At 39.4% G+C, this 21,070-nt stretch carries 28 protein-coding genes; 17 read left to right on the forward strand and 11 right to left on the reverse strand.

The window, feature by feature from the left end:
- From CVT13_RS08315 to CVT13_RS08390, 16 genes are all read left to right on the forward strand, one after another.
- A partial coding sequence (locus tag CVT13_RS08315; RefSeq protein ID WP_107812242.1) for a hypothetical protein occupies positions 1 to 446 on the forward strand: 446 nt, incomplete at its 5' end.
- The gene (locus tag CVT13_RS10305; RefSeq protein WP_199907290.1) at positions 443 to 589 is read left to right on the forward strand and encodes a hypothetical protein; all 147 of its coding nucleotides are present in this window, start codon (positions 443 to 445) and stop codon (positions 587 to 589) included. The genes CVT13_RS08315 and CVT13_RS10305, both read left to right, overlap by 4 nt.
- On the forward strand, positions 552 to 1,151 hold the full coding sequence (locus CVT13_RS08320; RefSeq protein WP_107812243.1) for a hypothetical protein: 600 nt from the start codon (positions 552 to 554) through the stop codon (positions 1,149 to 1,151). Before CVT13_RS10305 ends, CVT13_RS08320 begins: the two co-directional genes overlap by 38 nt.
- A gap of 88 nt (positions 1,152 to 1,239) precedes the next feature.
- Positions 1,240 to 1,728, forward strand: coding sequence for a DUF2829 domain-containing protein (locus CVT13_RS08325; RefSeq protein WP_107812244.1), 489 nt, complete (start codon positions 1,240 to 1,242; stop codon positions 1,726 to 1,728).
- Positions 1,725 to 2,102 (forward strand): hypothetical protein, encoded by a 378-nt coding sequence (locus CVT13_RS08330; RefSeq protein WP_107812245.1) that lies wholly within the window; start codon positions 1,725 to 1,727, stop codon positions 2,100 to 2,102. Before CVT13_RS08325 ends, CVT13_RS08330 begins: the two co-directional genes overlap by 4 nt.
- Positions 2,086 to 2,370, forward strand: coding sequence for a hypothetical protein (locus CVT13_RS08335; RefSeq protein WP_107812246.1), 285 nt, complete (start codon positions 2,086 to 2,088; stop codon positions 2,368 to 2,370). Before CVT13_RS08330 ends, CVT13_RS08335 begins: the two co-directional genes overlap by 17 nt.
- A complete protein-coding gene (locus CVT13_RS08340) occupies positions 2,367 to 2,591 on the forward strand; it encodes a hypothetical protein (protein WP_035142478.1) in 225 nt (74 codons plus the stop codon). The genes CVT13_RS08335 and CVT13_RS08340 overlap by 4 nt, the downstream gene beginning before the upstream one ends.
- Before the next feature lie 2 nt (positions 2,592 to 2,593).
- Positions 2,594 to 2,926 (forward strand): hypothetical protein, encoded by a 333-nt coding sequence (locus CVT13_RS08345; protein ID WP_107812247.1) that lies wholly within the window; start codon positions 2,594 to 2,596, stop codon positions 2,924 to 2,926.
- A 222-nt stretch (positions 2,927 to 3,148) separates the two neighbouring features.
- Positions 3,149 to 3,703, forward strand: coding sequence for a glycosyl hydrolase 108 family protein (locus CVT13_RS08350; RefSeq protein WP_107812248.1), 555 nt, complete (start codon positions 3,149 to 3,151; stop codon positions 3,701 to 3,703).
- Positions 3,700 to 3,948 carry a hypothetical protein gene (locus tag CVT13_RS08355; protein ID WP_107812249.1) on the forward strand — a complete coding sequence of 83 codons (249 nt, stop codon included), beginning with the start codon at positions 3,700 to 3,702 and terminating at the stop codon, positions 3,946 to 3,948. The genes CVT13_RS08350 and CVT13_RS08355 overlap by 4 nt, the downstream gene beginning before the upstream one ends.
- Positions 3,945 to 4,547, forward strand: coding sequence for a hypothetical protein (locus CVT13_RS08360; protein ID WP_103604957.1), 603 nt, complete (start codon positions 3,945 to 3,947; stop codon positions 4,545 to 4,547). Before CVT13_RS08355 ends, CVT13_RS08360 begins: the two co-directional genes overlap by 4 nt.
- Positions 4,548 to 4,598: 51 nt before the next feature.
- Complete coding sequence (locus CVT13_RS08365) at positions 4,599 to 5,837, forward strand: hypothetical protein (RefSeq protein WP_107812250.1); 1,239 nt, start codon at positions 4,599 to 4,601, stop codon at positions 5,835 to 5,837.
- A gap of 62 nt (positions 5,838 to 5,899) precedes the next feature.
- On the forward strand, positions 5,900 to 6,199 hold the full coding sequence (locus CVT13_RS08370; RefSeq protein ID WP_072595426.1) for a hypothetical protein: 300 nt from the start codon (positions 5,900 to 5,902) through the stop codon (positions 6,197 to 6,199).
- Positions 6,186 to 7,046 carry a hypothetical protein gene (locus tag CVT13_RS08375; RefSeq protein WP_107812251.1) on the forward strand — a complete coding sequence of 287 codons (861 nt, stop codon included), beginning with the start codon at positions 6,186 to 6,188 and terminating at the stop codon, positions 7,044 to 7,046. Before CVT13_RS08370 ends, CVT13_RS08375 begins: the two co-directional genes overlap by 14 nt.
- Positions 7,046 to 11,908, forward strand: coding sequence for an LPD23 domain-containing protein (locus tag CVT13_RS10215; protein ID WP_159071114.1), 4,863 nt, complete (start codon positions 7,046 to 7,048; stop codon positions 11,906 to 11,908). Before CVT13_RS08375 ends, CVT13_RS10215 begins: the two co-directional genes overlap by 1 nt.
- A gap of 9 nt (positions 11,909 to 11,917) precedes the next feature.
- Complete coding sequence (locus CVT13_RS08390; RefSeq protein WP_107812252.1) at positions 11,918 to 14,203, forward strand: hypothetical protein; 2,286 nt, start codon at positions 11,918 to 11,920, stop codon at positions 14,201 to 14,203.
- A 73-nt stretch (positions 14,204 to 14,276) separates the two neighbouring features.
- Here the strand turns inward: CVT13_RS08390 and CVT13_RS08395 are convergent, their stop codons facing one another.
- Positions 14,277 to 14,810 (reverse strand): ATPase, encoded by a 534-nt coding sequence (locus CVT13_RS08395; protein WP_107812253.1) that lies wholly within the window; start codon positions 14,808 to 14,810, stop codon positions 14,277 to 14,279.
- A gap of 1,287 nt (positions 14,811 to 16,097) precedes the next feature.
- Between CVT13_RS08395 and CVT13_RS10560 the strand changes: the two genes are divergently transcribed.
- Complete coding sequence (locus tag CVT13_RS10560; protein ID WP_265094428.1) at positions 16,098 to 16,220, forward strand: hypothetical protein; 123 nt, start codon at positions 16,098 to 16,100, stop codon at positions 16,218 to 16,220.
- 257 nt (positions 16,221 to 16,477) lie between these two features.
- Here the strand turns inward: CVT13_RS10560 and CVT13_RS08400 are convergent, their stop codons facing one another.
- The 10 genes from CVT13_RS08400 to CVT13_RS08445 form a co-directional block, all read right to left on the reverse strand.
- On the reverse strand, positions 16,478 to 16,753 hold the full coding sequence (locus CVT13_RS08400; RefSeq protein WP_107812254.1) for a hypothetical protein: 276 nt from the start codon (positions 16,751 to 16,753) through the stop codon (positions 16,478 to 16,480).
- Positions 16,743 to 17,603 carry a hypothetical protein gene (locus CVT13_RS08405; protein WP_107812255.1) on the reverse strand — a complete coding sequence of 287 codons (861 nt, stop codon included), beginning with the start codon at positions 17,601 to 17,603 and terminating at the stop codon, positions 16,743 to 16,745. Before CVT13_RS08405 ends, CVT13_RS08400 begins: the two co-directional genes overlap by 11 nt.
- Positions 17,604 to 17,752: 149 nt before the next feature.
- A complete protein-coding gene (locus tag CVT13_RS08410; RefSeq protein WP_107812256.1) occupies positions 17,753 to 17,980 on the reverse strand; it encodes a helix-turn-helix domain-containing protein in 228 nt (75 codons plus the stop codon).
- 49 nt (positions 17,981 to 18,029) lie between these two features.
- The gene (locus tag CVT13_RS08415) at positions 18,030 to 18,233 is read right to left on the reverse strand and encodes a helix-turn-helix domain-containing protein (protein ID WP_087586368.1); all 204 of its coding nucleotides are present in this window, start codon (positions 18,231 to 18,233) and stop codon (positions 18,030 to 18,032) included.
- A gap of 17 nt (positions 18,234 to 18,250) precedes the next feature.
- Positions 18,251 to 18,679, reverse strand: a complete 429-nt coding sequence (locus CVT13_RS08420; RefSeq protein WP_072595431.1) for a hypothetical protein — start codon at positions 18,677 to 18,679, stop codon at positions 18,251 to 18,253.
- A gap of 10 nt (positions 18,680 to 18,689) precedes the next feature.
- On the reverse strand, positions 18,690 to 19,139 hold the full coding sequence (locus CVT13_RS08425) for a hypothetical protein (RefSeq protein WP_107812257.1): 450 nt from the start codon (positions 19,137 to 19,139) through the stop codon (positions 18,690 to 18,692).
- 8 nt (positions 19,140 to 19,147) lie between these two features.
- Positions 19,148 to 19,516, reverse strand: a complete 369-nt coding sequence (locus tag CVT13_RS08430; protein WP_107812258.1) for a hypothetical protein — start codon at positions 19,514 to 19,516, stop codon at positions 19,148 to 19,150.
- 1 nt (position 19,517) lies between these two features.
- Positions 19,518 to 19,778, reverse strand: a complete 261-nt coding sequence (locus tag CVT13_RS08435; protein WP_107812259.1) for a hypothetical protein — start codon at positions 19,776 to 19,778, stop codon at positions 19,518 to 19,520.
- 9 nt (positions 19,779 to 19,787) lie between these two features.
- Positions 19,788 to 20,249 carry a DUF736 family protein gene (locus CVT13_RS08440; protein ID WP_107812260.1) on the reverse strand — a complete coding sequence of 154 codons (462 nt, stop codon included), beginning with the start codon at positions 20,247 to 20,249 and terminating at the stop codon, positions 19,788 to 19,790.
- Between the two features lie 74 nt (positions 20,250 to 20,323).
- Positions 20,324 to 20,905 carry a hypothetical protein gene (locus tag CVT13_RS08445; RefSeq protein WP_107812261.1) on the reverse strand — a complete coding sequence of 194 codons (582 nt, stop codon included), beginning with the start codon at positions 20,903 to 20,905 and terminating at the stop codon, positions 20,324 to 20,326.
- Positions 20,906 to 21,070: the final 165 nt, after the last annotated feature.

Below are 21,070 nucleotides of genomic sequence, written 5' to 3' on the forward strand. Positions count from 1 at the left end.
TTATGAAAATTTATATTTATGACACCAAAAATAATGAATATCTATACGAGGCAGAAGCTCAAATAGACCCGCTAGCAAGTAGCAAGGGCGAAACGATCTACCTAATGCCGCCAAATGCAACACAGATCGCACCGAAAGAGCCAAAAGCTGGTTATGCAAATGTTTTTACTAATGGCAAGTGGGAGCAAATCAAAGACGAGCGAGGCGAAATTTATTACGACAATGATAATAACGCCGTAACAATAACCGAACTAGGGCAAGAAAAAGGGCTAAGCAAAGAGCCAAAGGTAGACGAGAAAGACGAGCAACTAGCTGAAATTGAAGCTGATATAAGTGAGTGCGAGAATCATATTAGGCATGCTTTGATTATCGGTAATAACGCCGTGCTTGAAAATTTAAGAGCGGAGTATAAGGAATTAATAATTCAAAGAGAGGAGCTGAAGTGAGAGTAAGAGTAAAAAGATGTGATGTGTGTGCGAGCAAGCTTAAAGATGGGAATTGCACTTGGAGCGAGTGCCCTAAGTGCCCTAAATATCAAAGCGAGGTAAAAGATGAAGCTAAACCAAAAGCAAAAACTACAAATTCTTAAAAATGTAGCTATTGAGTTACCTATCGAAATACTGCATTTTATCATAGTGCCTATCGCTTTACTAGCCTGCGATGAGAAAAGCGAGAATTTGCCTAAATGGGCGGCGTGGTTTGATGAGAACGACTATGGGATAAATGGCGATGATGGCTGGAAAAACGAGCATTCCCCAAACGGCAAAAATAAAACTTATTGGGCTAGACTTTGTTGGCTCTATCGCAATAGGATAGGAAACTTTAGCGCGAAGTATCTAGGCGTCAGGGTTGAAGACATAGATGCAAGCAGTGTTAAAAACGTAGGCGATACTCTAGCTACAGAAAACAAAGGAGTAAAAAGCACTCAGTGCCTAGTGACTTGCAGACTTAAAGATGGACGTGAGCGGTTTGGTTATTACAAAGAAATAAGATATGGCAAATCTAAGTTTTATTGCAGGATATATCTCGGCTGGAAGCTTATGGATATATGTGGAATGAATGAAGATAACAAAAACACATATCTTGAAGCAGATGACAAGAAAGTGCTTAAAAGTGTTTGGTGTGTAAATCCGTTTAAAATGGTTAAATAGCGAAGCTATCCATAAAGAATTTGGTAGCCATAGTTACCGTCTATTGACGGCTGTATTTTTATAAATTTTATCAAACAAAGGAGACTCAATGCAAAAGTACATAGGAATGAAAGAGATTAAAGCGATGCCAATGAATCGTGGAGAATACAACAAGCTACGTGGTTGGGAAGTGCCTACGGATGAAAATCCAAATGATGAGGGCTATCTCATAGAGTATGCTGATAGCAAGAAAAATCATCCAAATTTTGACGGCTACATCTCGTGGTCGCCTAAAAACCTTTTTGAAGCTGCCTATCAAAATATCTCTGACGGGTTTGATTTTGGCTCCGCAATACATTTTTTAAAACAGGGTAAAAAGGTAGCTCGCAAAGGTTGGAATGGTAAAGGGATATTTTTATTTTTAGTCGAAGTATCTAAATTTATAGCAAATTGCGAACCACTTTTATCTATCTTTGGTGAGGGGGAGGAGATTGATTGCTGCCCTCACATCGATATGAAGACGGCTGATGATAAGATCGTGCCGTGGCTTGCTAGCCAAACGGATGTTCTTGCTACTGACTGGGTGCTAGTAGAATGAATTTTTTAATCGCAAATAAACTTTGGCTAATCGTAATTGGCGGGTTAATAGGTGTAATGCTAGGACTTGGAGCTGAAATTTATAGTCTAAAAGGTGGCATTAAAGACGCTAAGGCTGAGCTAAAGGAAACACAAAACGAGCTGGCATTAAAAGAGGCAATTAGTGCGGTTGTAAAAGCAAACCTCGAGGCGTGTAACGTAAAGATCGAGCTGCAAAATGCTAAATTTAAAGAGCTTGAAATAAAAAAACCTGATGTAAAAAAGACACAAGAAAAAGCTAGGAGCAAATTTGATGGTATCAAGCCACTGGTTACGCAAAGCTGCGAAGAGAAGCTGGAGCGTTGCGAAAGGATATTTGATGAGCTGGCACGTTAAGATCACGCTTTTTCTTATCGCTATATTTTTATTTTCAGGTTGCGCGAGTAAAGAGCCACAAATTATTAAGCAAACAGAATATCAAGATGTATATATCACAGTATCTTGCGTTGACGAAATGCCACAAAAACCAGAGCGAGATAGGAGTGATCCAGATAATCAAAAAAAGATAGCAGAGTATTTTAAAGCCTGCGAAGATCTTCTAAGACAATGTGTGCATGCAAATGTTCCGCAACCTAAGCAAAAATGGGGAGGGGAGAAAAAATGAGTGAGATTAAGCTACTGCCAAAAGCAAAAAGCAAAATTAGGCGCTGTTTGGTGCTGTTACTTGGTGGTTTGTTTATGGTAGTGTTTAGTGTCGCCCTGTACCGCCTTTACGGCAATATTTTTTACAATGAAGAAATGAAGCTCACAGCGTTGGCCATCACTCAGGGTGTAGTAAATGTTCTATTGAGCCCGGCAAAGATAATTAGTATCTTTAGAGCATAGCCGTGGAATTACATTATTTATTTTATGTATTAATCATAGGTTGTGCAGGCTCTATCACCGCTTTTATAAAAAATGGTGGTGGAGGTATAAAAATTTTACTCAAACGAACGTGGGATGGCTGTTTTAGTGCATATGTAGTTTATGAGATAGCTTACTTTTTTGCTAAGGACGAACACGTGAGTTTTGCGATTTGTGGTGTGGGTGCTTGGATGGGAAGTGAGGCACTGATATTCGTTAGAGACTTTGTATCAAGCAAAGCTGGAAGGAGATACGATGGCTATGACGACTACGGCGGAAGTTTTAAACATGAGGAGTTTGGTGATGACAAACAGTGAAATATTGCAAGGCATGCAAGCACAGCGCACTAGATGCACCGTATGGAGTAGAGTTATGGGGGAGTGAGCGCCTTTAGAGGACGACTGCTCGTTGTCCGTGCGCAAGCGAGTGAGCGAAGCATATCGCGTAAGCGATGCTAGCGATGGGGTATTTGATGAAAATTTTAACACGTCAAAGCAATGTGTTAAAAAATCTTAAAAAGATTAACACAAGGAGTGAATATGGCAGATTTTAACAACGCTTTTCAAATTTTAATGAGTTTAGAGTTTAGTCGCCCTGAAAAAGCTTTACACAAAAATCCTACCGAGCGTGAATGGACATTTATGGGGATATATCAAAAGTATCATTCAAGTTGGAAAGGTTGGAATGAAATACTTGCTGCGTTAGCTTATGGTGGTGATACTGAAAAAATATCAAGGGTGCTGTTTGATAACAAGGATCTTCGTGATGAAGTTTGGAAATTTTACAAGCAAAAGTATTGGGATAGGATGAGGCTTGGTGAAATTAATAGTCAGCTAAAGGCCAATGAAATGTTTATATTTGGTGTAAATGCCGATACAAAACCTGCCATAAGAGTCGCACAACGAATAGCTGGTGTAGTAGATGACGGCATAATGGGTGAGATAAGCTTGGCTGCTATAAATAAAGTTGATGAAGAGAAATTTGATAAAGAGTTTGATAGAGCGGAGCTTGAACACTATAACATGCTAATTAAACAAAATCCAAAATTGAGAGTCTATGCTAATGGCTGGAGAAGAAGGGCGGAGGCAGTATGACTATTGAAGAATTAGATGAAAAAATAAAAAGACAACAGACACAAATAGATGATCTAAAAAGTAAGGTTTTGTCTTACGATAGCACATTCGGTGATCTTTATAACGCTATAAATAGGCTATCTAGTAGGATAAGTGATATAGAAAATAATGGTATTAAGACGGCTGTTGGTGGTTTACAAGAAGAGGTAAATGTACAGAAGTTAAAAATAAATAAATTAGACAGAATAAGAAAGGGATTAGCATGAGTGCGATCAATTATAAAGATAATTTTGTAGAAAATTTTGAAGCCATTTTGGCAAGTAGCACTGGCGAGCGCTCGATATATCAAAAGGCTTTAGCTCATATAAAAAGCGAGTTTGATAACTTTCAAATAACAGATGACGCTAGGGCTAAATTTATAACCTCGCTTATGGCTGAGATGACGATTGCCTTTACAACAAAAGCAATGGATGCAGCCGGTGATGTTGCAACCAAGGCTTTGACGCTAGAAAAAGAGCTTGAAGCTTTGGAGCTCAAAAACCAAGGACTTAGAGATAGGCTGGAGCTTGATAAACAAAATTTACAGATGCAAATAGAGCTTACAAGAGCTCAAACTGAAAAAACAAAGGCCGAAACTAAGCTAGCTGAAGAGCAACAAGTGGCCATAAAAGAGCAGATAAATGACAATAGAATAATAAAGGCTGGCATGATGACTGGTGATTTTATGCAAAATGTCTCTAATGGAAATCTTAGCGTACCTTCTGATATGTTTGAGTATCTCTTTAATATAATCGACGAGATTATCAAAAGAGCTGGTATAAATATTAAAAAGGTAAAAAATTTTAATTTACCTAAAATAAAATGAGCAACGCGACCCAAAGGGCATTTCTAAGCGAAGCAAAGCGAGGCTGGTAAAATGAGCCAGTTTATTGCCTTTGATGATGAATTAAACATAACAAACAAAGAACCAGATGATGCATTTAGCTATCTAGCTGGTGGAGAACTTTATGCTAACACTTTTGCTGCCAGTGCTGCTTACGTAATCGGTAGGGCTTCTAATATAAATTACACTTCTATCTTTTTACCTTTTTTTGTAGATAAGATCTCGTCTATGATGGAGCTCAATGAGGATTTTGTTGAGTTTGCCCTGATGCCTATGCAAATAATCTTTTATAAAACAGCTGATGAAAAGAGGCGAGAAAAAGAGATATATGATGAGATAAGTGAAGATACTGAAAAGATAGTAAAGCTAGCTAATAGGCTACACGAAAAAAGCGGTGGCAAGATAGGTTTTGCTACGGATAATGGGTCTATTAGTAAAAGAACTGCTACTGATGAAAATTTCCTTAGAGAGTTAGTAGAGCAAAGGCAAAAGGGCTTTTTTAAACAGACTTTGCAAAATATAGCATATACCAAATTTGGAGTTATTGGTGCGATAGTTGCCGGATGGGCTTATGATGGAAAGGTAAGTGGTGCTGTTGTAGCAGATGTCGTAAGTCAAGTCTCAACTGCAAAAATTGCAGATGTGGCCGCAGGGCTTTTGGGTAAAGCTTTAGGACTGCAAGCTGGATTTGCTACGCTAGGGCTTAGTATGGTACTAGGCTCTGTTTTAGATGAAGCCTTTGAAGTAGCTAGTGGTCTTGATATAAGCTATGGTTTTGGTGGTGATATAGCGGGGTTTAACGAGATAGGTCATGGGATATATGAAGCACCTTTGTCTTTTTTGGATGGAGTAAAATCTATGTTTGGTGGTGTGCCAACAAAAGATTTGGCATATGATAAAGAGAGCTATCAAAGAACTGGGCAAATAGCTGGCATAAAAACTAAATTTGGAATGTATATAGGTCAAGTTGGCGACAATCTAGTAAGTGGTAAAGAAAAGGGACTAAACAAGAAAGAAAGAGATAGTGCTTTGGGTATGGCTAGGAGTATGGCCAGGGATCTTGATAAAGCTTCAAAGATGAGTCGTAGCGATAAGAGCAAGCAAAGGCAAGCTGAGAAACATGGTAGTTCTAGTGGTAGCTCTTCAGGTATGAGCCGTAGTGAAAAAAGTAGACAAAGACAGGCAGAAAAACATGGCAATGCTGGTAGAAATAGCTCGCATGATAGAAACGGCGCTGGTAGAAATAGTGCTAGTGGCGGAGCTATGGGATAGTAAAAATATATGTTTTTTAGGAAATGTCTTAGTAATAATATCATTAAAAAAGGAGCTAAGAAATGTGGGATTTTTTAAAAAATTTAGGAGATAAGGCTAGCCAAAATGCAGATGGACTAAAAGCATTTGGGTCGTTACTTGGTGCTGGTGCTGGGATATGGAGTGCGGTAGAGCAAGGCAGGCAAGCTAAAAAGCAAAATGATCTAGCCATGAAAAACTACAATCTAAATCTGCAAATTTTAAAAGATGAGAAAGCACGCCAAAAGCAGATGCAGCAAAATTTAGAGCAAGGTTGGGCTAGATCAGCAGCTGGCATGAGTGATAAGGAAGAAGAGGAGAAAAAGAAGAATGGGCTACTTTAATATAGAGTTTTTAAGACGTCCAGAATTAAGTCCGCTAAGTCCTAAGGCTGGGTATGCTGCAGCTCTTGGTGCTGTTGCAAATGGTGTAAAGGATATAGCAGATATAGGTCTAAATCGCCAGAAGTTAGATGATGAAAATAAGAGATATCAAGAGGAAAAGCTCTTTAGAAACGATGAGCTAAATTTTAGAAAAAACTCGCACGCCGAAGAGATGAAGGCTAAGGCCGACGAACTAGCGTGGAATAAGGATAAATTCGGCAAAGAGCAGGAGTTTGATAAATACAAACTAAGTATGGATATTCTAAAAGCTAATGCGGATAGGGCTGTGGATATGTACAAAGCCAAATCTTTGGATGGTTACTATAAATACTTAACCCAAAGAGGTGGCGAAGAGACGGGCGGTTCGCAAAAGGCGAATTATTACCGCGAAATTTTAAAAGACGAGCTAAAAGATAAATTTGGCGACGACTGGGTTAAGCTCAGCGACAAAGAGGTAAATAATTTCGGAGACGTACGTACGGCGATTAGGCGTGAGCAGGGGGGAAGCGATACGGAGGTCGTAGTAGACGAACCGACGGCTAAATTTTTGTATCCGACGGGAAGAGTAAGACAAGGCAATGACGGTAGATTTTACGCCCCAGCTGCTGCTGTAAATAAGCTCACTAAGGATAGAAACGAGCGAAAAGCAAAAATAGATGCGATGTCGCCAGAGCTTTTGCGTAAAGAAGCACGCAAAAAGCTATGGGAACAAACTGGCGATTTAGCGGAGAGTAATAGACTATATCGGGAGCGTAGTGCAAAAAATCAAAATTTTGCAAAAGATTATTTGCTAGATGGAGCATTATAATGACCGCAAGAGAATTTTTGGGCGATGATAATATAAAAAAGCTTGAAGGGCTTGGGTTTAGTCCTCTGGCTATAAGAGACTTGGCTAGAAAAGAATATGAAACCAAAAAACAAAGCCTAATAGATAGAGGTATAAATGAGAGTGTCGCAGCACAAGGTGCATACGAAAATATGAGCGATCATGAAATAGAGCAGATGAATGATGACGCTAGTCGCGGATGGATAAGGCGTGGTTGGGATGACACCAAAAAGGCCGTTTTGGAGACAGCTAATGCCTATTCTAAATTTAACGACTATGGCAAAGATATAGAAAACTATCTAAACAAAAAAATAAGTGGAGACGAAAAAGCTAAATTTGAGCAAAAGACAAAAAGTAGTCTTAGTGAGTATGCAGATAAAGAAATCAAGCGAATAGATAAGGCTGATGAAAGATGGGCACAAGCTCATCCAGGAGAATGGAACGTCGCAGGCTTGGCAGGTGGTTTGGTTGGCGGTTTTATAGATCCAATAAATTTTATACCTTTGGGTAGCTCTGCAAAATGGGGGAAAAAGATTCTTTACTATGCTGGAACTGGAGCTACTGCAGGTGGCGTTTCGGCATACGGTGGAGATAGAGATGTAGGTGAAGGAGTAGTTGCTGGTGCAGTAGGCGGAGCGATCCTGGGGCCTTTGATGGAGTATGGAGTAAGTGGTATTAGTAAGCTCATAGCAAAGCGTCAAGCAAGTAGGGTGGCAAATGAGGCTGATGCAATAGACAATGCTCAAAATAGCGAGTTTTTGGATAGCGGCAATAGTGCTAGTGGAGATAGTGTGGGTGCTGAGTTAAAAGAGGCTCAGACGATGACTGCTAGGGAATTTGCCTTCAAAGGGGCTGGGCTTGATGAAGATACGGCTAAAAAAGTAGTAAAAGAGGCTATGCAAGGCAAAGAAAAAAGCGACTGGACGGATGCAGACACTTATGCAGATATAGTTAAATTTAAAAACTTTGAGATCCAAAGAGACTATGCTAAAGCTTATGGTGAAAGGATACAGACCGCACAAGCTAGTATAAATAATGCAAGAGAGCAATCAGCTATAAGATACGCAGATACGCAAAAAGCAATTAGCGAGTATCAAAAACAAGGTATGTCGCCAAGTGCGACTAGGGAGCTAATCAATGCTAAATTTAAGCCAAGTGTAGATGAGATAAACTATACTAGAGCCTATAACGACGGATCGGATGTTGATGCTAGACTTGCTGGACAAGGGATATTTTATGCACTTGAAAAAGATATTGCAGCACAGGCTTATACTCCAGAAATTTATGCCACAAGGCTAAAACAAAGAGGTTTTAGTGATGAGAGTGCGCAGGCCTTTACACAAGCATACATAAATAAAGATATAAACATTGCCAAAGACTATGCAAATTCAAAAGTGGCCCAAGTGTATGAGAATAAAATTCAAGCACAAATAGCTAACGAGATCAGAGATAGAGATGAAGTAGGGGGTGGTTTTGTCAATGAAGAAGCAAAAAATAACGGATTATCAAATAGCGTTTCTGATATCGGCGATAATGCAAGCCGAACAGGAGAACGACAAGGAGACGATGAGGAAATATTACGCAAAGGCGGACGCAATACTTCAAGCACTAGCCAGACAAAGCGGACAGCCCAGAGCGATGAGCAAATGGAGCAGCAACCAGCCTTTAAAACAGATGGCGATACTGATGCCACAGCTGCAAGCAAGCAAATGGTGGAAGAACAAGGAAGCGGCGATAATGAGATAAGAGGACATGTAGGGCAAACGCAAGAAGAGTATAAAAAGCTTGCAAATGAATATGATGTTGATAAATTCTTAAGCGACAGAGAAAATGTATTATCTAAAGATGCAAGGCATGGAAAAAGTAGGATAACTGACAGAACCATTGAAAGCAACGACGGAGTTGGCGGCTGGGAGTATAAACTAACTCCAGCAGGTTATGAAAAAAACTATAAGGCTGATTTTTTAACTACAAAAGCTGACGTCGCAAAGATAAGAGCTGGCAAGATGGATGAGGCTACTTTTAATAAACTAAAATCTGATCTTGAAAGCAGTGATGCACTAGGCTATGAGTATAAAAAAGGGAGTGAATATGCTGATATGGAAGACTTTGAGCGAGAATTTGGAAGTCTATATAATCCAAAAGGTGACAGAAATATCAATGCTAACTCTCACATAGCAAGTGGTTTGGTTGGTGGCACACTAAATTCTATCGATGAAGATGGAAACTTTAATCCAGATAGATTTGCAGCTGGATTTTTAGCAGGGCTTGCAGGCAGTAAAGCAGTGGCAATAGCCACAAAAAAGATGACACCAAAGCTTTATAATAAGATCTTGGGTGTAGCTAAAAAGATGCCTCAAATGGCAAAAGGTAATCCTAAACTTCTAGGCAAGCTCTATTCAAATGGTAAAGACATAAGCATAAATTCTTTTGCGGGAGAAAAGGCCATCACTGCAAACGTTGGCAAACTAGATCAAGCTAAAGCAATGCTTGAAAAGGGCGCAGACGAGGTAGAAATTTGGCAAAAGACTGGGTGGTTTAAGGATAAAGACGGTGCTTGGAAATTTGAGATAGGAAACAGCAAGGCAAGGCTAAATCCAAATTTTAAAAGTGGCGGAAAGCTAGGTGAGCTACTAGAGCATGAAGAGCTATTTAAAGCATATCCGGAGCTAAAGGATATTAGCGTTAAAAAGATAGGTGATGATATACCAGACGGCGCAGCTCTTAGTGTAAAAAATACGGCACAAAAAGAAAAGCGAGGGATATATAATGTAGCTTATAACGATAAGAGTGCTACTTTGGTAAGGCGTGATCTAGAAAAGATAGATGATGCTTTGATGTTTGAAAAAGGCTCTAGCAAAAAAGGTGGAGCGATACATATAAAAAAACATTTAGAACCAGAGGCGCAAGGTGCAATAACACAAAGTGAGCTTTTAAATATCGGTAAAAATATAAGAGAGTATCTGCAAAAATATAAAGAGCCTTTTATAGACGAGCATGGCGGTAGGATCTATGAATGGGCTAATAAAGAAGGTGAGAAATTTAGAGTTGTAGTATATGAAAAAACAGATGGGATCTCCGCATCCCATCCAGAGACGATTATATCCTTCTACTCTAATAGAAATCTTAAAAAACCTATGGAGTTTCGCAACCCAGAGGTTAAATATGACGTAAATTTGAGGCAGTGGCACAAGGATAGTGCGCCGATTACCAAAAACGCTGACGGAAGTCCAAAGGTGTTTTATCACGGAAGTCAAGCTAAAGATATAACGGAGTTTAAAGATAAGTTTGATAAAAGTGGCTACGGGTTTTGGTTTAATCAAAGCAAAAGCACTGCGGTAGAGTTTAAACAAGATGGTAAAATTTATCAAGTTTATCTCAACGTCAAAAACCCCATTGATCTATCTTTTCCGTATAGTCAAAAAGCTAAAAATTTACTAGACGAAGCTGAGAAGCTTGGGATAGATACCGAGCTTTATCCCGAAAGTCAAAGTGGAGCTTTTAAAAAGTTTTTAGAGCAAAAAGGATACGATGGGATAGTAATGGACGATTTGGACGGAGCAGCTAAGTATCCGCACGTTATAGTTTTTCGTAGTAATCAAATCAAGCACGTCAAAAATGATGGAAATTTTAGCGATAGTCCTAATATCTATAAATCTGGGAAAGAGGGATATTATAGCCCTGCAAAGAACGAAATAGGACTAAGGGATCTTGGCGACAAATCGACGCTTATGCACGAGGTGCAGCACGCTATCCAGGAGATAGAAGATTTTGCTAGGGGCGGGAATATGGCTGAGGCGCGCAGCTATTTGCTTGGAAAAGAGGGGCGAAAATATGAGCAAGAGCTTAAGGGCATAGATAAAACCTTGAGCAATTTATCGCTAGAGGCTCAACATATGAGAATGCGCTACAGCGAAATTCCGCAGGACGCAAGAGAGTATGAATATGCAAAAGAATTATTTAGAGCTATCGACAATAGAGAAAAAGCATATATGGAACTCTCGGTACTTAGAGACGATTTGAGCAAAAAACTATTTGAAATAGATAAAAAAATACGTCTCCAAGATATACGAGAGACTTATAGAAAAATACACGGCGAGGCCGAGGCTAGAAATGTCGAAAGTAGGCTAAATTTAGACGGTAAAGCGCACCCGCACGAAACCTTTGACGTAAATCCAAACGAAACGATCGTAAGCAAAGAGGACGGCATAAGCTACAGTCGCAAGATAGAAGAGATAAAAAGCGAGCATCCAAACGTTGAAAAAGAGCTAGACGAGAGTATAGCTACGATGAATAAAGAGAGCTTTAACGACGTAAATTTCAAAAATAGCTTGCTAAACAAATTTAGCTCCAAAGAAATAACTACGAAAGAACTAGGTAAAAGCATAAATTTGAGTGATAAGCAACTCTCTGTCCTAAAAAACGATATAAAAAATGCAGACTTTAAAGTAATCAGCGATAGTAAAATTTACTTTGACAAGATAGGTAAAGATGGAGATAAAAAGAGATTTTTTATAGATATAGCAGAAGATGGAAATATAAGAGTAGACGCATACGCAAAGTCTCAAATAGATAGTATACCTATAAAAGAGAACGCACTTCAGGAGTTAGCCGATGTAGGAGATAGAGCAAGGCTAAAAAATATGAGCTTTGAAGTAAAGGCAGCATACTTTAATGAGCTAGATCCTATCAAAAAAGAGGCAATACTAAAGACTGCCGAGCTAAACAAGCTAAAAAAAGCAGCTCAGAGTGGAGACAAGGTGGCTGTAGCTAAATTTGAAGAGTTTAAAGCTAAAAACCTAGACAAAGATGGAAATATAAAAGACGGACTAAGCTTGTGTTAGGAGTAAAAAATGAGTGAAAAATGTCCATTAAAAGAGATCCAAAAAAGATCAAATAAGCTACTAGACCGTTGGGCGCTAAAGGTTGATGATGTTTTTGATAAGGCAAGCCTTGGGCTTGATAAAGCTGCAAAGTGGGCTGATCAAAACATACCATTTGCTGGCAAGTTATTAGATATTAGAGAGCATGCTAAAGATATAGACGATCTGCTAGGAGAATATCATAGAACAACAGCTGCTATATATACTCAAGCTGGGCAGTTTAAAGAGTATCTTGGCAAACTAAGCCTAGAAAATAGAAAGGCGATGTTTAAGGCGCTAGATGGTGAGATGAATCCTAGCGAACTGCCGGAATATGTAAGGCCACTATATGAAAAGGTGCGTAAAACTATCGATGATGGGGCGCAAGCTCTGGTGGATGCTGGTGCGCTTGAGTCAAAAAATGTCATCAAAGACTACATCAAACACTACTATAAAAAGCATATGGATGAAGCAAAGGAAAATAGCCGTATCGCAAAGTCGCTAAGGCAAAGCAAATTTTTTGCTAGAAAGCAGATGAGCTGGGAGCAAAAGCAGTTAAGACAGATCGAGGATGATGCAGCTTTTGCGGTGACAAACACGATCCTAGAGCAAAAAAAGCAACTCCTTAAGGCTCAAACTCTAAAGCTTTTTGCGGATAAATTTGCTAAAGATACGCCACCTGAGGGGGCTGATGGGCTAAAGTGGGTGAGGATGTCTGATGAGAGTGTGGGCGGTGGCATCAAAAAGTATGGTGCACTAGCTGGCAAATACGTCCCAGAAGACGTCGCTAACGCTCTAGCAGAGGCTGAGATGCTGGGTCGTGAGATGGCGAAATTTAACAATATGTATTTTAAACTGATCGATCACATCAAGGTAAATGTGACTGTAAAAAATCCTTTTACACACTTATATAACTTTGGCTCAAATATGGCTCTAGCGTTTTTGCATGGTGACTTTAACGAGGCTATGAAGATAACTGCTGCTGCATTGAGAGGAGATAGGCAGTTTAAAAGGTGGGAGAATCTCGCTAACTCGCTAGGGCTTGATAGTCATTTAAATGACCTTGAAGGTCTGGTAAAGCCTTTGCAAAGTGAGTCAAAAGGCAATATCTTAACCTGGGCACTAAAAGAGGCGTATATGGCTGAGGGAAGCTGGAGTGGTGAGAAAGCTAGATATCTTTACTCGATGGAGGATAAGGTATTTAAAATAGCCAGGTTTAAGAAAAATCTTGAAATTATTGCCAAAGACAAGGGCTTTGACGTAAATGACTTTAGCAATTTTAGTGCAGATGAGCTAAAGGCTGCGATGAAAGATGCACAGTATTCATATGTTGATTATTCTACTCACTTCAATGGCACTCTAAAAATGCTTGACAAAACAGGGGTTCAGCCATTTTTGCACTATGCTGTAAAATCAACTCCGATGGTCGTAAAGGCCGCGCTAAAGCGTCCGGATAGATTTTTGATGATGCAAGCCGTGCTGGCTTATAGCGGCGGCAGCGCATGGCTGGGTGCTGATAATGAGCGAGATAACCTAGCAAAGCCGGAGTGGGCTGAAAGTGGTGCACTGCCAAACTTGGTAGGCGTAAAAAGCTGGATGAGAGTTGGTAATACAAACTGGTATTTTAACTCCGGGCGTTTGGTGCCTGGCTTTAGGTTTGATGGATTTGACAAACTAGAGTTTAACGGAGGTTTTGTCGGAGGAGCTATGAATATAGCAAGTGGTAAAAGTACGCTAGGCTATAAGATAGAAAGTGATGATGATCCTAATGCTGTAAAGATGACAAAAAGGTTGCTAGAGCTAACAAAAAGCTACTTCCCGCCAATCTCTCCTCTTGGCCGCTATGGACAGCAGCTAGGAGCGCAGGCAACTGCCGACGTCACGGGGCTAGATGTGGCACCTAAAGACTACAATAAGGATGATCTAGGATATGGTGGCATAATAGCAAGGGGCGTTGGTGTAAGAAGGTTTAATAAAGAAAAAGAGTACGGCAAGGAGCTAAAAAAGGCGCGAAAAGAGTATGAAGAACTCGTACCTGTAAAAATACCAAACTCAAAAGATGAAGAGAAGGTGGCAAAGGCAAAAGCTCACAATGAAAGGGTCGCAAAACTAAGTGTTGCAGATCTGCGCGAGGCTAAGGCGAGGGCGGAGGCTAAATTTAAGCGTATAAAAGACGCTGCAAGTGCTGATGGTGTGAAGCTAGACATAGGGCTTTTGCGTCAAAGCAGGCAAAGTGGCGGTTCTTTTGGAAGCTCTAAGATCAAATTTCCGGAGTAAAGGGTGCTCCTTTACTTTTAATAAGATTTCGGTTATAATTAACCTACAATTCACCGGGGGCGCTTTAAAGCCCTCACTCAAGATATCCCTTTAAATCTTCATTAAAACAGCATAAAATATCATTTATAAAAAGCTTTAAATTTTCAGGGTCTACGCCTACTACTATGCCATCTAAGTTGGTTGATATACGCGGTGTGCCATCGGTGTTTAGCTTATATAGATTTTCCCAATGTAAAGCCCTATTCCTAATGGTCAGAAGTAGCGAATAACATATCTTTACTTTTTTATAATTTAGCATAGTGCTTTTGCTTTGCCGATTAAATTTAGAGTATTTTGATAAATTTAATCCACGTAGATCGAGTAGATCGTTGTGTATTTTGTTTTGGTCTATCACTCTACACCAATAACCAAATGTTTGGCGTGATATGAAAACGCTATCCATGTTTCCTAAAATTTGTGCTGTTTTATTTCTTGTAATGATTTCGATGATGCCAAGTTTTGGTGCTAGCTGGCCAATAAGCAGTAGATTTGCTCTATGCTCATCATCACTAGTGTATGCTTTTAGTCTATCTTCTGAAAAAAGCTCATTAAGCTCTTTTGACTGCATGTTTAACCTTTGTCTTTTATTATTCTGCAATTTTATCAATTTTTTATTCAAACTGATTCGACCTGTGTTTAGGTTAAGGTTTTGTTTTGCCTTAACTACCATGTGATTAGTAAATGGTCATCATGGAACTATTACAGTAGGCGAGCTGCGACACAAGGTGCTCGGTGCGGTTTGGCTTTTTTTCTTAGGAGTAGTGGCGTAAGTTCGAACACCAGTAGCGGCCAAAGCAAGTAATGAGATGGCTTGTCGGGGTGGGGTGAGTGTGTGAGTTTTTGAGAGTAATCCCAGCCCATTTTTACATACTTGGTGGCTTTTGGTGTGTATTTTGTGGCTTTTTGATGTGTGGTCGGTGTGGATTTGGCTTGTTTGTAGCTTTATTATGCATAGGCCGTCGCTATTTTTGGTGTATGGCGTCTATTTTGGCCGGATATTTACTGCGTAAAAAATAAAAATTTGCACGCTAATCGTGTCTGTTTTTGAGAAAAATGGCTTAAGGTTAGTTTGGCAAAAATGGTCAAAAAATGGCTTGAAAATTTAGTCATGAAAATTATACTTTTCAATACTAAAAATAATAAAGTGCCTAAAATACGGCTTTTTCGTGTAGTAAAGAAAAGTTGTTTAAGGTTAGAGTGGGCAAATTTGGCTAATTTTTTATGAAAAATAGTAATTTTGTTTAAGGTTAGAGCGGCTTTTTGAAAGATAGATTAGTTTTGTTTTTTAAGCTTTGGTGTGGTGTGTGATACTTGGATGCGTGAGCTTTGGATAGAAATTTATGGATTATTGGCTTGGTGCATTGGCTTTGGTATTTTTGTTGTGCTATTTAATAGCGTGAAAGTGCAAAATCTCAACTGTCAAAATTTCTTTTACAGTTGCGATTGTGTGGTTTGATAGCATGATGATGCGGAATGCTTGGGCGCATTAGCTTTGAGCGAAATGCGTGGGAATTTGTGGATTGTTTCTCACTTGTGGTTAGGACATTACGAAAAATTACGAAGCAATTAATGTGCCTAGTGGTCTTTGTGTGGGCGTGCTAGCTATGTTGGCTTGGCTGGCGTGTGTGCGTTGGTTGGTGCGTGCGAGCTGCTTGCTAGATCAAAGCTGGCCATAAAATCTTTGATAGGGGGGGGCTATGAACCCACTTGGCTCGCGCCATACAATACTACAGTCACACTAAAAATTTTAAAATTTTTCAAACTTTTTTCATATTGTGAGCGGTTAAAATGGTGACAATATCTAAAAACACGCACTTTTATCTAATCTGCTGATAAAAAATAAGTAAAAAATTCTTTGACAAGCCAGCCGCTTGGACGCGCCAGCGTTGGAGCTTATGGCAGGGACGAGTTTGTGGCAGAGGATAGTGTGAAAAAGATGATTGCAGCAAATTGTGGCAGTATTGGAGCTTATTGGTAGAGGAGTGAGTTTAGTCAGCTTTGGAGCTTGTGAGCAGGGCAGGTTAAGGGGCGAGTGTAAAAAGGTCGCTACGGCGATAAAGCCTTGCAGGACGGGCAGGCTAGGGCTTTAGTTCTTATAAATTTTTAAGAACATAAGCCCTGCACTTTAAAAAGATATCTTCTCTATGAAGGGTTTTAGCTCTTTGAGATTTGAGAGCATAAGCCCTATAACCACACCAGCACCAAGGAGGACGGCGCTAAAGATCATATATACTATCATAGTGCCCTTCCTGCATTGTTTTGGATATTGCCGTCGCCTATCTGGCTGTTGCCATTAACTATCACGCATCCATCATTATCACAAATTTGCGTTATAAGTACTGGCACGATAAAGACATTTCGCTCATTTGGAGCAAGCTGGTCTAGCACGCTTCTTAGCCTAGCTATGATCTCATTTGTATCATATGTGTTTAGAGCCATTAAGAGCTCATTTTTAAAAGGATTTTTATCTTTCATCGCCTGCTCGCTTCTATATAATTTTTTATCTTTCATCACTTTTTGCCTTTATAGTTGGTAGCTGGTGGTATTTTATGGGTTCGTTTGCACTCTTTTTAAGGGCTGATATATAGTAAAATAGCTCATCTTGCACGGTCTTACTTGCAGCGTAGATGGTTTCAAGCTTAGCTACTATGTCGTTTATGATCTTACCTTGACCTTGCATATAACCCCACTTCTCGCTTTGTAGGTCAAAGTTTTCATGCTCTTTGTCGTATAGCTCTTGCTGCAGTGCTTCTACCTTGCTCTCGAGCGAACGGTAATAATCAAGATCATCGCCGTTTGGTATCTGCTTGTTTATGCGCTCTAGCTCCTCTTCTAAAAATCTCGTCCTACTTCGTAGCTCTTCTAGCTCTGGAGTGGTCTTTTTGTTTAGTTTGTCTCTTAGATCTTGCATGGCTTCATATCTTGCCTCGCTCATTTTCTTTTCAAACTTTAGCTTAGAGCGTAGATCGTAAATTTCTCTATACTTCTCATCCGAGCTACTCTCTAAGAGCTTGATCTTCTCACCTAGCTCACGAGAAGCCTTTAGCTCGTCCTCTAACTTTTTCAATGACTTTTCAAGCTCAGCCTCTGCCCATGAGCGGAAATTTTTAGCCTCTTTAGAGCGGATAAACATACCTAGCTTGATGATACCTCGAAGTGTCCATTTGATGACTGGCTTACTAAATTTATTTGTCTCCTCAATAAAATGTATATTTTCAAAAATTTCGTCGGCATGTTCTCGTTTATGATCTCTAATATTGGTTACGGAAGTGCCATAGCGTTTGGCGACGTAATCAGTAGTAAATGTTTGGAAATTTAAAATTTCGACTTGAGAACTATCTTTTTTCTCTAATGCATTCATAGTAAAATCCTTTCAAGAATTGATTTAAAATCATATTTTAAAAGAATTATACTATTTTAAATAATATAAGTCAATTATTTTTTTATTGTAAATAATATTTTTTTATAAAAAGTTTATTTGGATTTTAGAGCGACGGAATTTCCGTTGCTCTAAATTTCGTTTAGCAATTCCTTGAAGGTAGCTAGCTTTGCAATTTTTTCTTTTAGGCGTTTGTTTTCTAACATGAGTTCTAAAAGATACTGATATGTTGGCGGAACTTCACCCTTTGTTACCCACTGTGCCGGCGTGCCTGAATTTACCTTGATAATCTCCGCTAGCTCTCTTTGGGTTAAATTTAACTCTTTGCATACTCGTTTAACGATATTTTCCTCGCTCATCGCTTCTCCTTTTGCTTTGTCCTTTTCTCATTATTTTAGCCAAAGTCCTTTAAACCCTAGGCGATGAGACTACTGAGGCTTCAAGAAATGCCATGATCTCGCTTGTGGAGTAGAGGACATTTTTGCGAGTGATGGCATACTTTTTAAATTTACCATCTCTGACGTAGCGCCATAAGGTCACGGCGTTGCACTTTAAAAGCTCGCAAGCCTGCTTAGTCGTGATAGGATCTGTTATAGGTAAAAGTGGTGTCATTTTTTATCCTTTAGTTTTTATGGTAGTCTAAAGCCAAGCGCGTAAAGAGGGCTAAAGTCGCTAAAATTTGATAACTTTTCTACTATCTCGGCTCTCGTTGCACGATAATCCGTTTTATGCCAAAAGCCGTCTTCGTCTTTATACTCCCAATACCAAAGGATGTCGTCGCAATAGACATAATCGTCTACGTTTCTTTCTCTTTTTATGTATGAGCTTTGGTAAAAATGACTTTTGGGATGTAGCGGCTCGCCTTCGCTTCGTTTCCAAATCATTAAACCGGTGCCCTCTGATTTTTGTATTTTGGGCTTTATACGATAGTCATTAAGCTGCCAATCCCAAGTGGGGGTAATCGATGTTTCCCAAGTGGTTTCTCCAAAAAGTTTAACCTCTATTGTCTCGCCTTTATCGTAAGCTTGCATTACTTCGATCATTTCTTGCGTCGTCATTTTTTATCCTTTAAATATTTTCAATGTAAAAATACGCTAGGTTCTGGCTGTCCTCGGCTTCCTTGCTGTATTTCGTGTCGTAACTTTTGTTTAGAATATACGCTATCTTATCTTTATTGCAAGCGTAAAATTCCGCCAGCATGGGTGCTAATCTCTGCCCTTTACGGTTGTTTGGTGCAAATTTTAGATAGAGCAGGTCACAAGCAAGTTGTGGTGCTGTGGTGCTAAAATCACTTTTGCAAATGCTGGCCTTGTTTTCAAGGGCTGTTATCTGAAGCTCTATACGCTCTTTAAAAGCATAGTAGTGCTGCACAATAGGCGACATAATCTCAATCAGCTCATCTATAAATTTGCTCGCCTTTTTATTAATGAAAAGCCCTAGATCTTGCGTGCTATCCATCTTTAAAAACGAATAAGCCATCACAAAGATGGCTGCGTCTTTTAGCTCTGCTGTAGTCATTTATTATCCTATATTTCAATCGCCCCGAACAGCGCGCCCGGATCGTAAATCGCATAGTCGTTTAGTAAAGCGTGGTTCATCTCCATCAAAATACCTTTTGAGCTTTGAGTGATGTCTGGATCACAAGTTTTTTCACTAGGTATAAATATTGCGCCACAACTATCAAGCTGTTTTAGGCAGATCGCCATAACCTCTGGGTAGCTTAAATTTCTATAGGCGGAGTTGCTTAAAACTGGGCTAAATAGCTCATACTTCTCATCGCCGTTAAAATACTCGTTGGCTTCTGCTAGCGCCTTGATGGCTACCTCTCTTGCCTTTTTCTTATCGTTCCCAAATACTGAGTAGGGACTACAAACGTAAATTTTAAAAGTTTCCATACTAAAAATCCCTATGATAAATATTGATGGCTTCTAGAAGAGTTCTTGCTGCATCGTCACTAATTTTGTAAGCTATCATTTTAAGAGAATCTTCGCTAAAGTTATCTATTGCATCAATAAGGTTATCTGCTAGATCTTCTGCATTCTGGTCGTTAATAAAATTTATAATATCGTCTATATCTATTCTTTTTAATACTTCTTGTGCACCGCAGTCATTTATAATATCATCTATATCGACTTCTACGTCTACTGAAATTTGCATATCATCTCCTTAAAATGGTATATCTTGATCATCTTCATAAAAATCGGTGTTTGTATCTTCGCTAGGTGGTATATCTTGCTGTTCACTGCGTCTAGGAGCATTCCAAACAACGTCATATAGCACGCCCTCTTTGGCGTTTTCGCCAGCATTAAAAAGGGCGATATAGACTTTATAGCCTGGTACAGCTGGTGTCTCAATGAAGCCGCTTAAGTAGCTTTTTGTACCATCTTTGCTCTTTCTGCCCCATAGTGCGCCTATTATCTGTCTGCCACCTTCATAGCCTTTTGGCTTTTGAAGGGCAAGATGAAAGCCTGGAAAGTCTTTATTTTTCTGCCTGTCTTCTGCGCTTGTGCCAAACATCACGACCTCTATGGGTCTTAAAAATGGGATCATGATAGTCCCACCTATATATCCAATCTCCTCGCCATCAGCGTTTTTGTAGCTTTTGCGTTTAAAATATCCTACGTTCATCTTCTATCCTTTATAAATTTGCTAAATTTTGAAATATCGCTAAGATAATAACTAGCGTAAAAGCCAGCATAAGCCTAAGAACTAGTTTTTTCATCTTGCACCTCTGCATCGATAACATCCTCCTCAAACTCAACCTTGACCCCATTTAAACGAGATAAAAGCTGCTGAGCTGAAACAGCCTCTGGTGGCATGATGGCTAGGCGGTCTAGCATCTTGTCGCTTCTGCCTGCTGAAAGCGTAGAGATAAATTTCGCTCGCTCAAAGTCCTCGTCGCTAAGTGTGCCAGTCTCTCTTTGTTTTGCTACGATGCGCTTTGCTTCGCCCTCCATGATCTCATAGCTAGCAGCTAGCAAGACATTGTTTCGCTCGATATCAACCTTGGTGTTTTTAACTACAGTTTCTAAGCTTGATCTTTGAAGCAAATTTCTAGTTTGCTTATCCTCGCTCATGGCTAGCGTCACCTTGTTTTGCAAGGCTTGCGCCCAATTAAAATCCTTTTTCCAGCGGTTTATAGAGCTGCTTGATCCTTTTAATCCTAGAGCGTCAAGCTTTGAAGCTAGCTGCTCTTCGCTAATAGGCTTATAGTCGCTCTCAAACGTCGCACTTTCGAGATATATCTCAAAAGCTTTTTGCTGCGTTTCGTTCATCTGCTTCATCTATTTTCCTTTTTGTGTCTTAGCTGTCTTATCAATGTCTTAGATATGATAAGACACTTAAAGCACCTAAAAATCGAATTAAAACTAACTTGTCTTATTGTCTTATCTTTTTTTCTATATTGCTCTATAAAAAAAAGATTAAAATAAATTAAAAAAAATATATAA

The sequence above is a fragment of the Campylobacter concisus genome (assembly GCF_003049085.1).
Classification (GTDB): Bacteria; Campylobacterota; Campylobacteria; order Campylobacterales; family Campylobacteraceae; genus Campylobacter_A; species Campylobacter_A concisus_H.

What these genes read in the sequence shown, in the direction of transcription:
- CVT13_RS08340 (WP_035142478.1), top strand. Translation starts at nt 2,367, where the DNA reads ATGAGTGAGATTAAGCTACTGCCAAAAGCAAAAAGCAAAATTAGGCGC.
- CVT13_RS08370 (WP_072595426.1), top strand. Translation starts at nt 5,900, where the DNA reads ATGTGGGATTTTTTAAAAAATTTAGGAGATAAGGCTAGCCAAAATGCA.
- CVT13_RS08410 (WP_107812256.1), bottom strand. Translation starts at nt 17,980, where the DNA reads ATGAGCGAGGAAAATATCGTTAAACGAGTATGCAAAGAGTTAAATTTA.
- CVT13_RS08330 (WP_107812245.1), top strand. Translation starts at nt 1,725, where the DNA reads ATGAATTTTTTAATCGCAAATAAACTTTGGCTAATCGTAATTGGCGGG.
- CVT13_RS08395 (WP_107812253.1), bottom strand. Translation starts at nt 14,810, where the DNA reads ATGCAGTCAAAAGAGCTTAATGAGCTTTTTTCAGAAGATAGACTAAAA.
- CVT13_RS08360 (WP_103604957.1), top strand. Translation starts at nt 3,945, where the DNA reads ATGAGTGCGATCAATTATAAAGATAATTTTGTAGAAAATTTTGAAGCC.
- CVT13_RS08435 (WP_107812259.1), bottom strand. Translation starts at nt 19,778, where the DNA reads ATGCAAATTTCAGTAGACGTAGAAGTCGATATAGATGATATTATAAAT.
- CVT13_RS08375 (WP_107812251.1), top strand. Translation starts at nt 6,186, where the DNA reads ATGGGCTACTTTAATATAGAGTTTTTAAGACGTCCAGAATTAAGTCCG.
- CVT13_RS08390 (WP_107812252.1), top strand. Translation starts at nt 11,918, where the DNA reads ATGAGTGAAAAATGTCCATTAAAAGAGATCCAAAAAAGATCAAATAAG.
- CVT13_RS08365 (WP_107812250.1), top strand. Translation starts at nt 4,599, where the DNA reads ATGAGCCAGTTTATTGCCTTTGATGATGAATTAAACATAACAAACAAA.
- CVT13_RS08335 (WP_107812246.1), top strand. Translation starts at nt 2,086, where the DNA reads ATGAGCTGGCACGTTAAGATCACGCTTTTTCTTATCGCTATATTTTTA.
- CVT13_RS08440 (WP_107812260.1), bottom strand. Translation starts at nt 20,249, where the DNA reads ATGAACGTAGGATATTTTAAACGCAAAAGCTACAAAAACGCTGATGGC.
- CVT13_RS08325 (WP_107812244.1), top strand. Translation starts at nt 1,240, where the DNA reads ATGCAAAAGTACATAGGAATGAAAGAGATTAAAGCGATGCCAATGAAT.
- CVT13_RS08420 (WP_072595431.1), bottom strand. Translation starts at nt 18,679, where the DNA reads ATGACGACGCAAGAAATGATCGAAGTAATGCAAGCTTACGATAAAGGC.
- CVT13_RS08405 (WP_107812255.1), bottom strand. Translation starts at nt 17,603, where the DNA reads ATGAATGCATTAGAGAAAAAAGATAGTTCTCAAGTCGAAATTTTAAAT.
- CVT13_RS10215 (WP_159071114.1), top strand. Translation starts at nt 7,046, where the DNA reads ATGACCGCAAGAGAATTTTTGGGCGATGATAATATAAAAAAGCTTGAA.
- CVT13_RS08445 (WP_107812261.1), bottom strand. Translation starts at nt 20,905, where the DNA reads ATGAAGCAGATGAACGAAACGCAGCAAAAAGCTTTTGAGATATATCTC.
- CVT13_RS08400 (WP_107812254.1), bottom strand. Translation starts at nt 16,753, where the DNA reads ATGAAAGATAAAAAATTATATAGAAGCGAGCAGGCGATGAAAGATAAA.
- CVT13_RS08415 (WP_087586368.1), bottom strand. Translation starts at nt 18,233, where the DNA reads ATGACACCACTTTTACCTATAACAGATCCTATCACGACTAAGCAGGCT.
- CVT13_RS08320 (WP_107812243.1), top strand. Translation starts at nt 552, where the DNA reads ATGAAGCTAAACCAAAAGCAAAAACTACAAATTCTTAAAAATGTAGCT.
- CVT13_RS08425 (WP_107812257.1), bottom strand. Translation starts at nt 19,139, where the DNA reads ATGACTACAGCAGAGCTAAAAGACGCAGCCATCTTTGTGATGGCTTAT.
- CVT13_RS08355 (WP_107812249.1), top strand. Translation starts at nt 3,700, where the DNA reads ATGACTATTGAAGAATTAGATGAAAAAATAAAAAGACAACAGACACAA.
- CVT13_RS08430 (WP_107812258.1), bottom strand. Translation starts at nt 19,516, where the DNA reads ATGGAAACTTTTAAAATTTACGTTTGTAGTCCCTACTCAGTATTTGGG.
- CVT13_RS08350 (WP_107812248.1), top strand. Translation starts at nt 3,149, where the DNA reads ATGGCAGATTTTAACAACGCTTTTCAAATTTTAATGAGTTTAGAGTTT.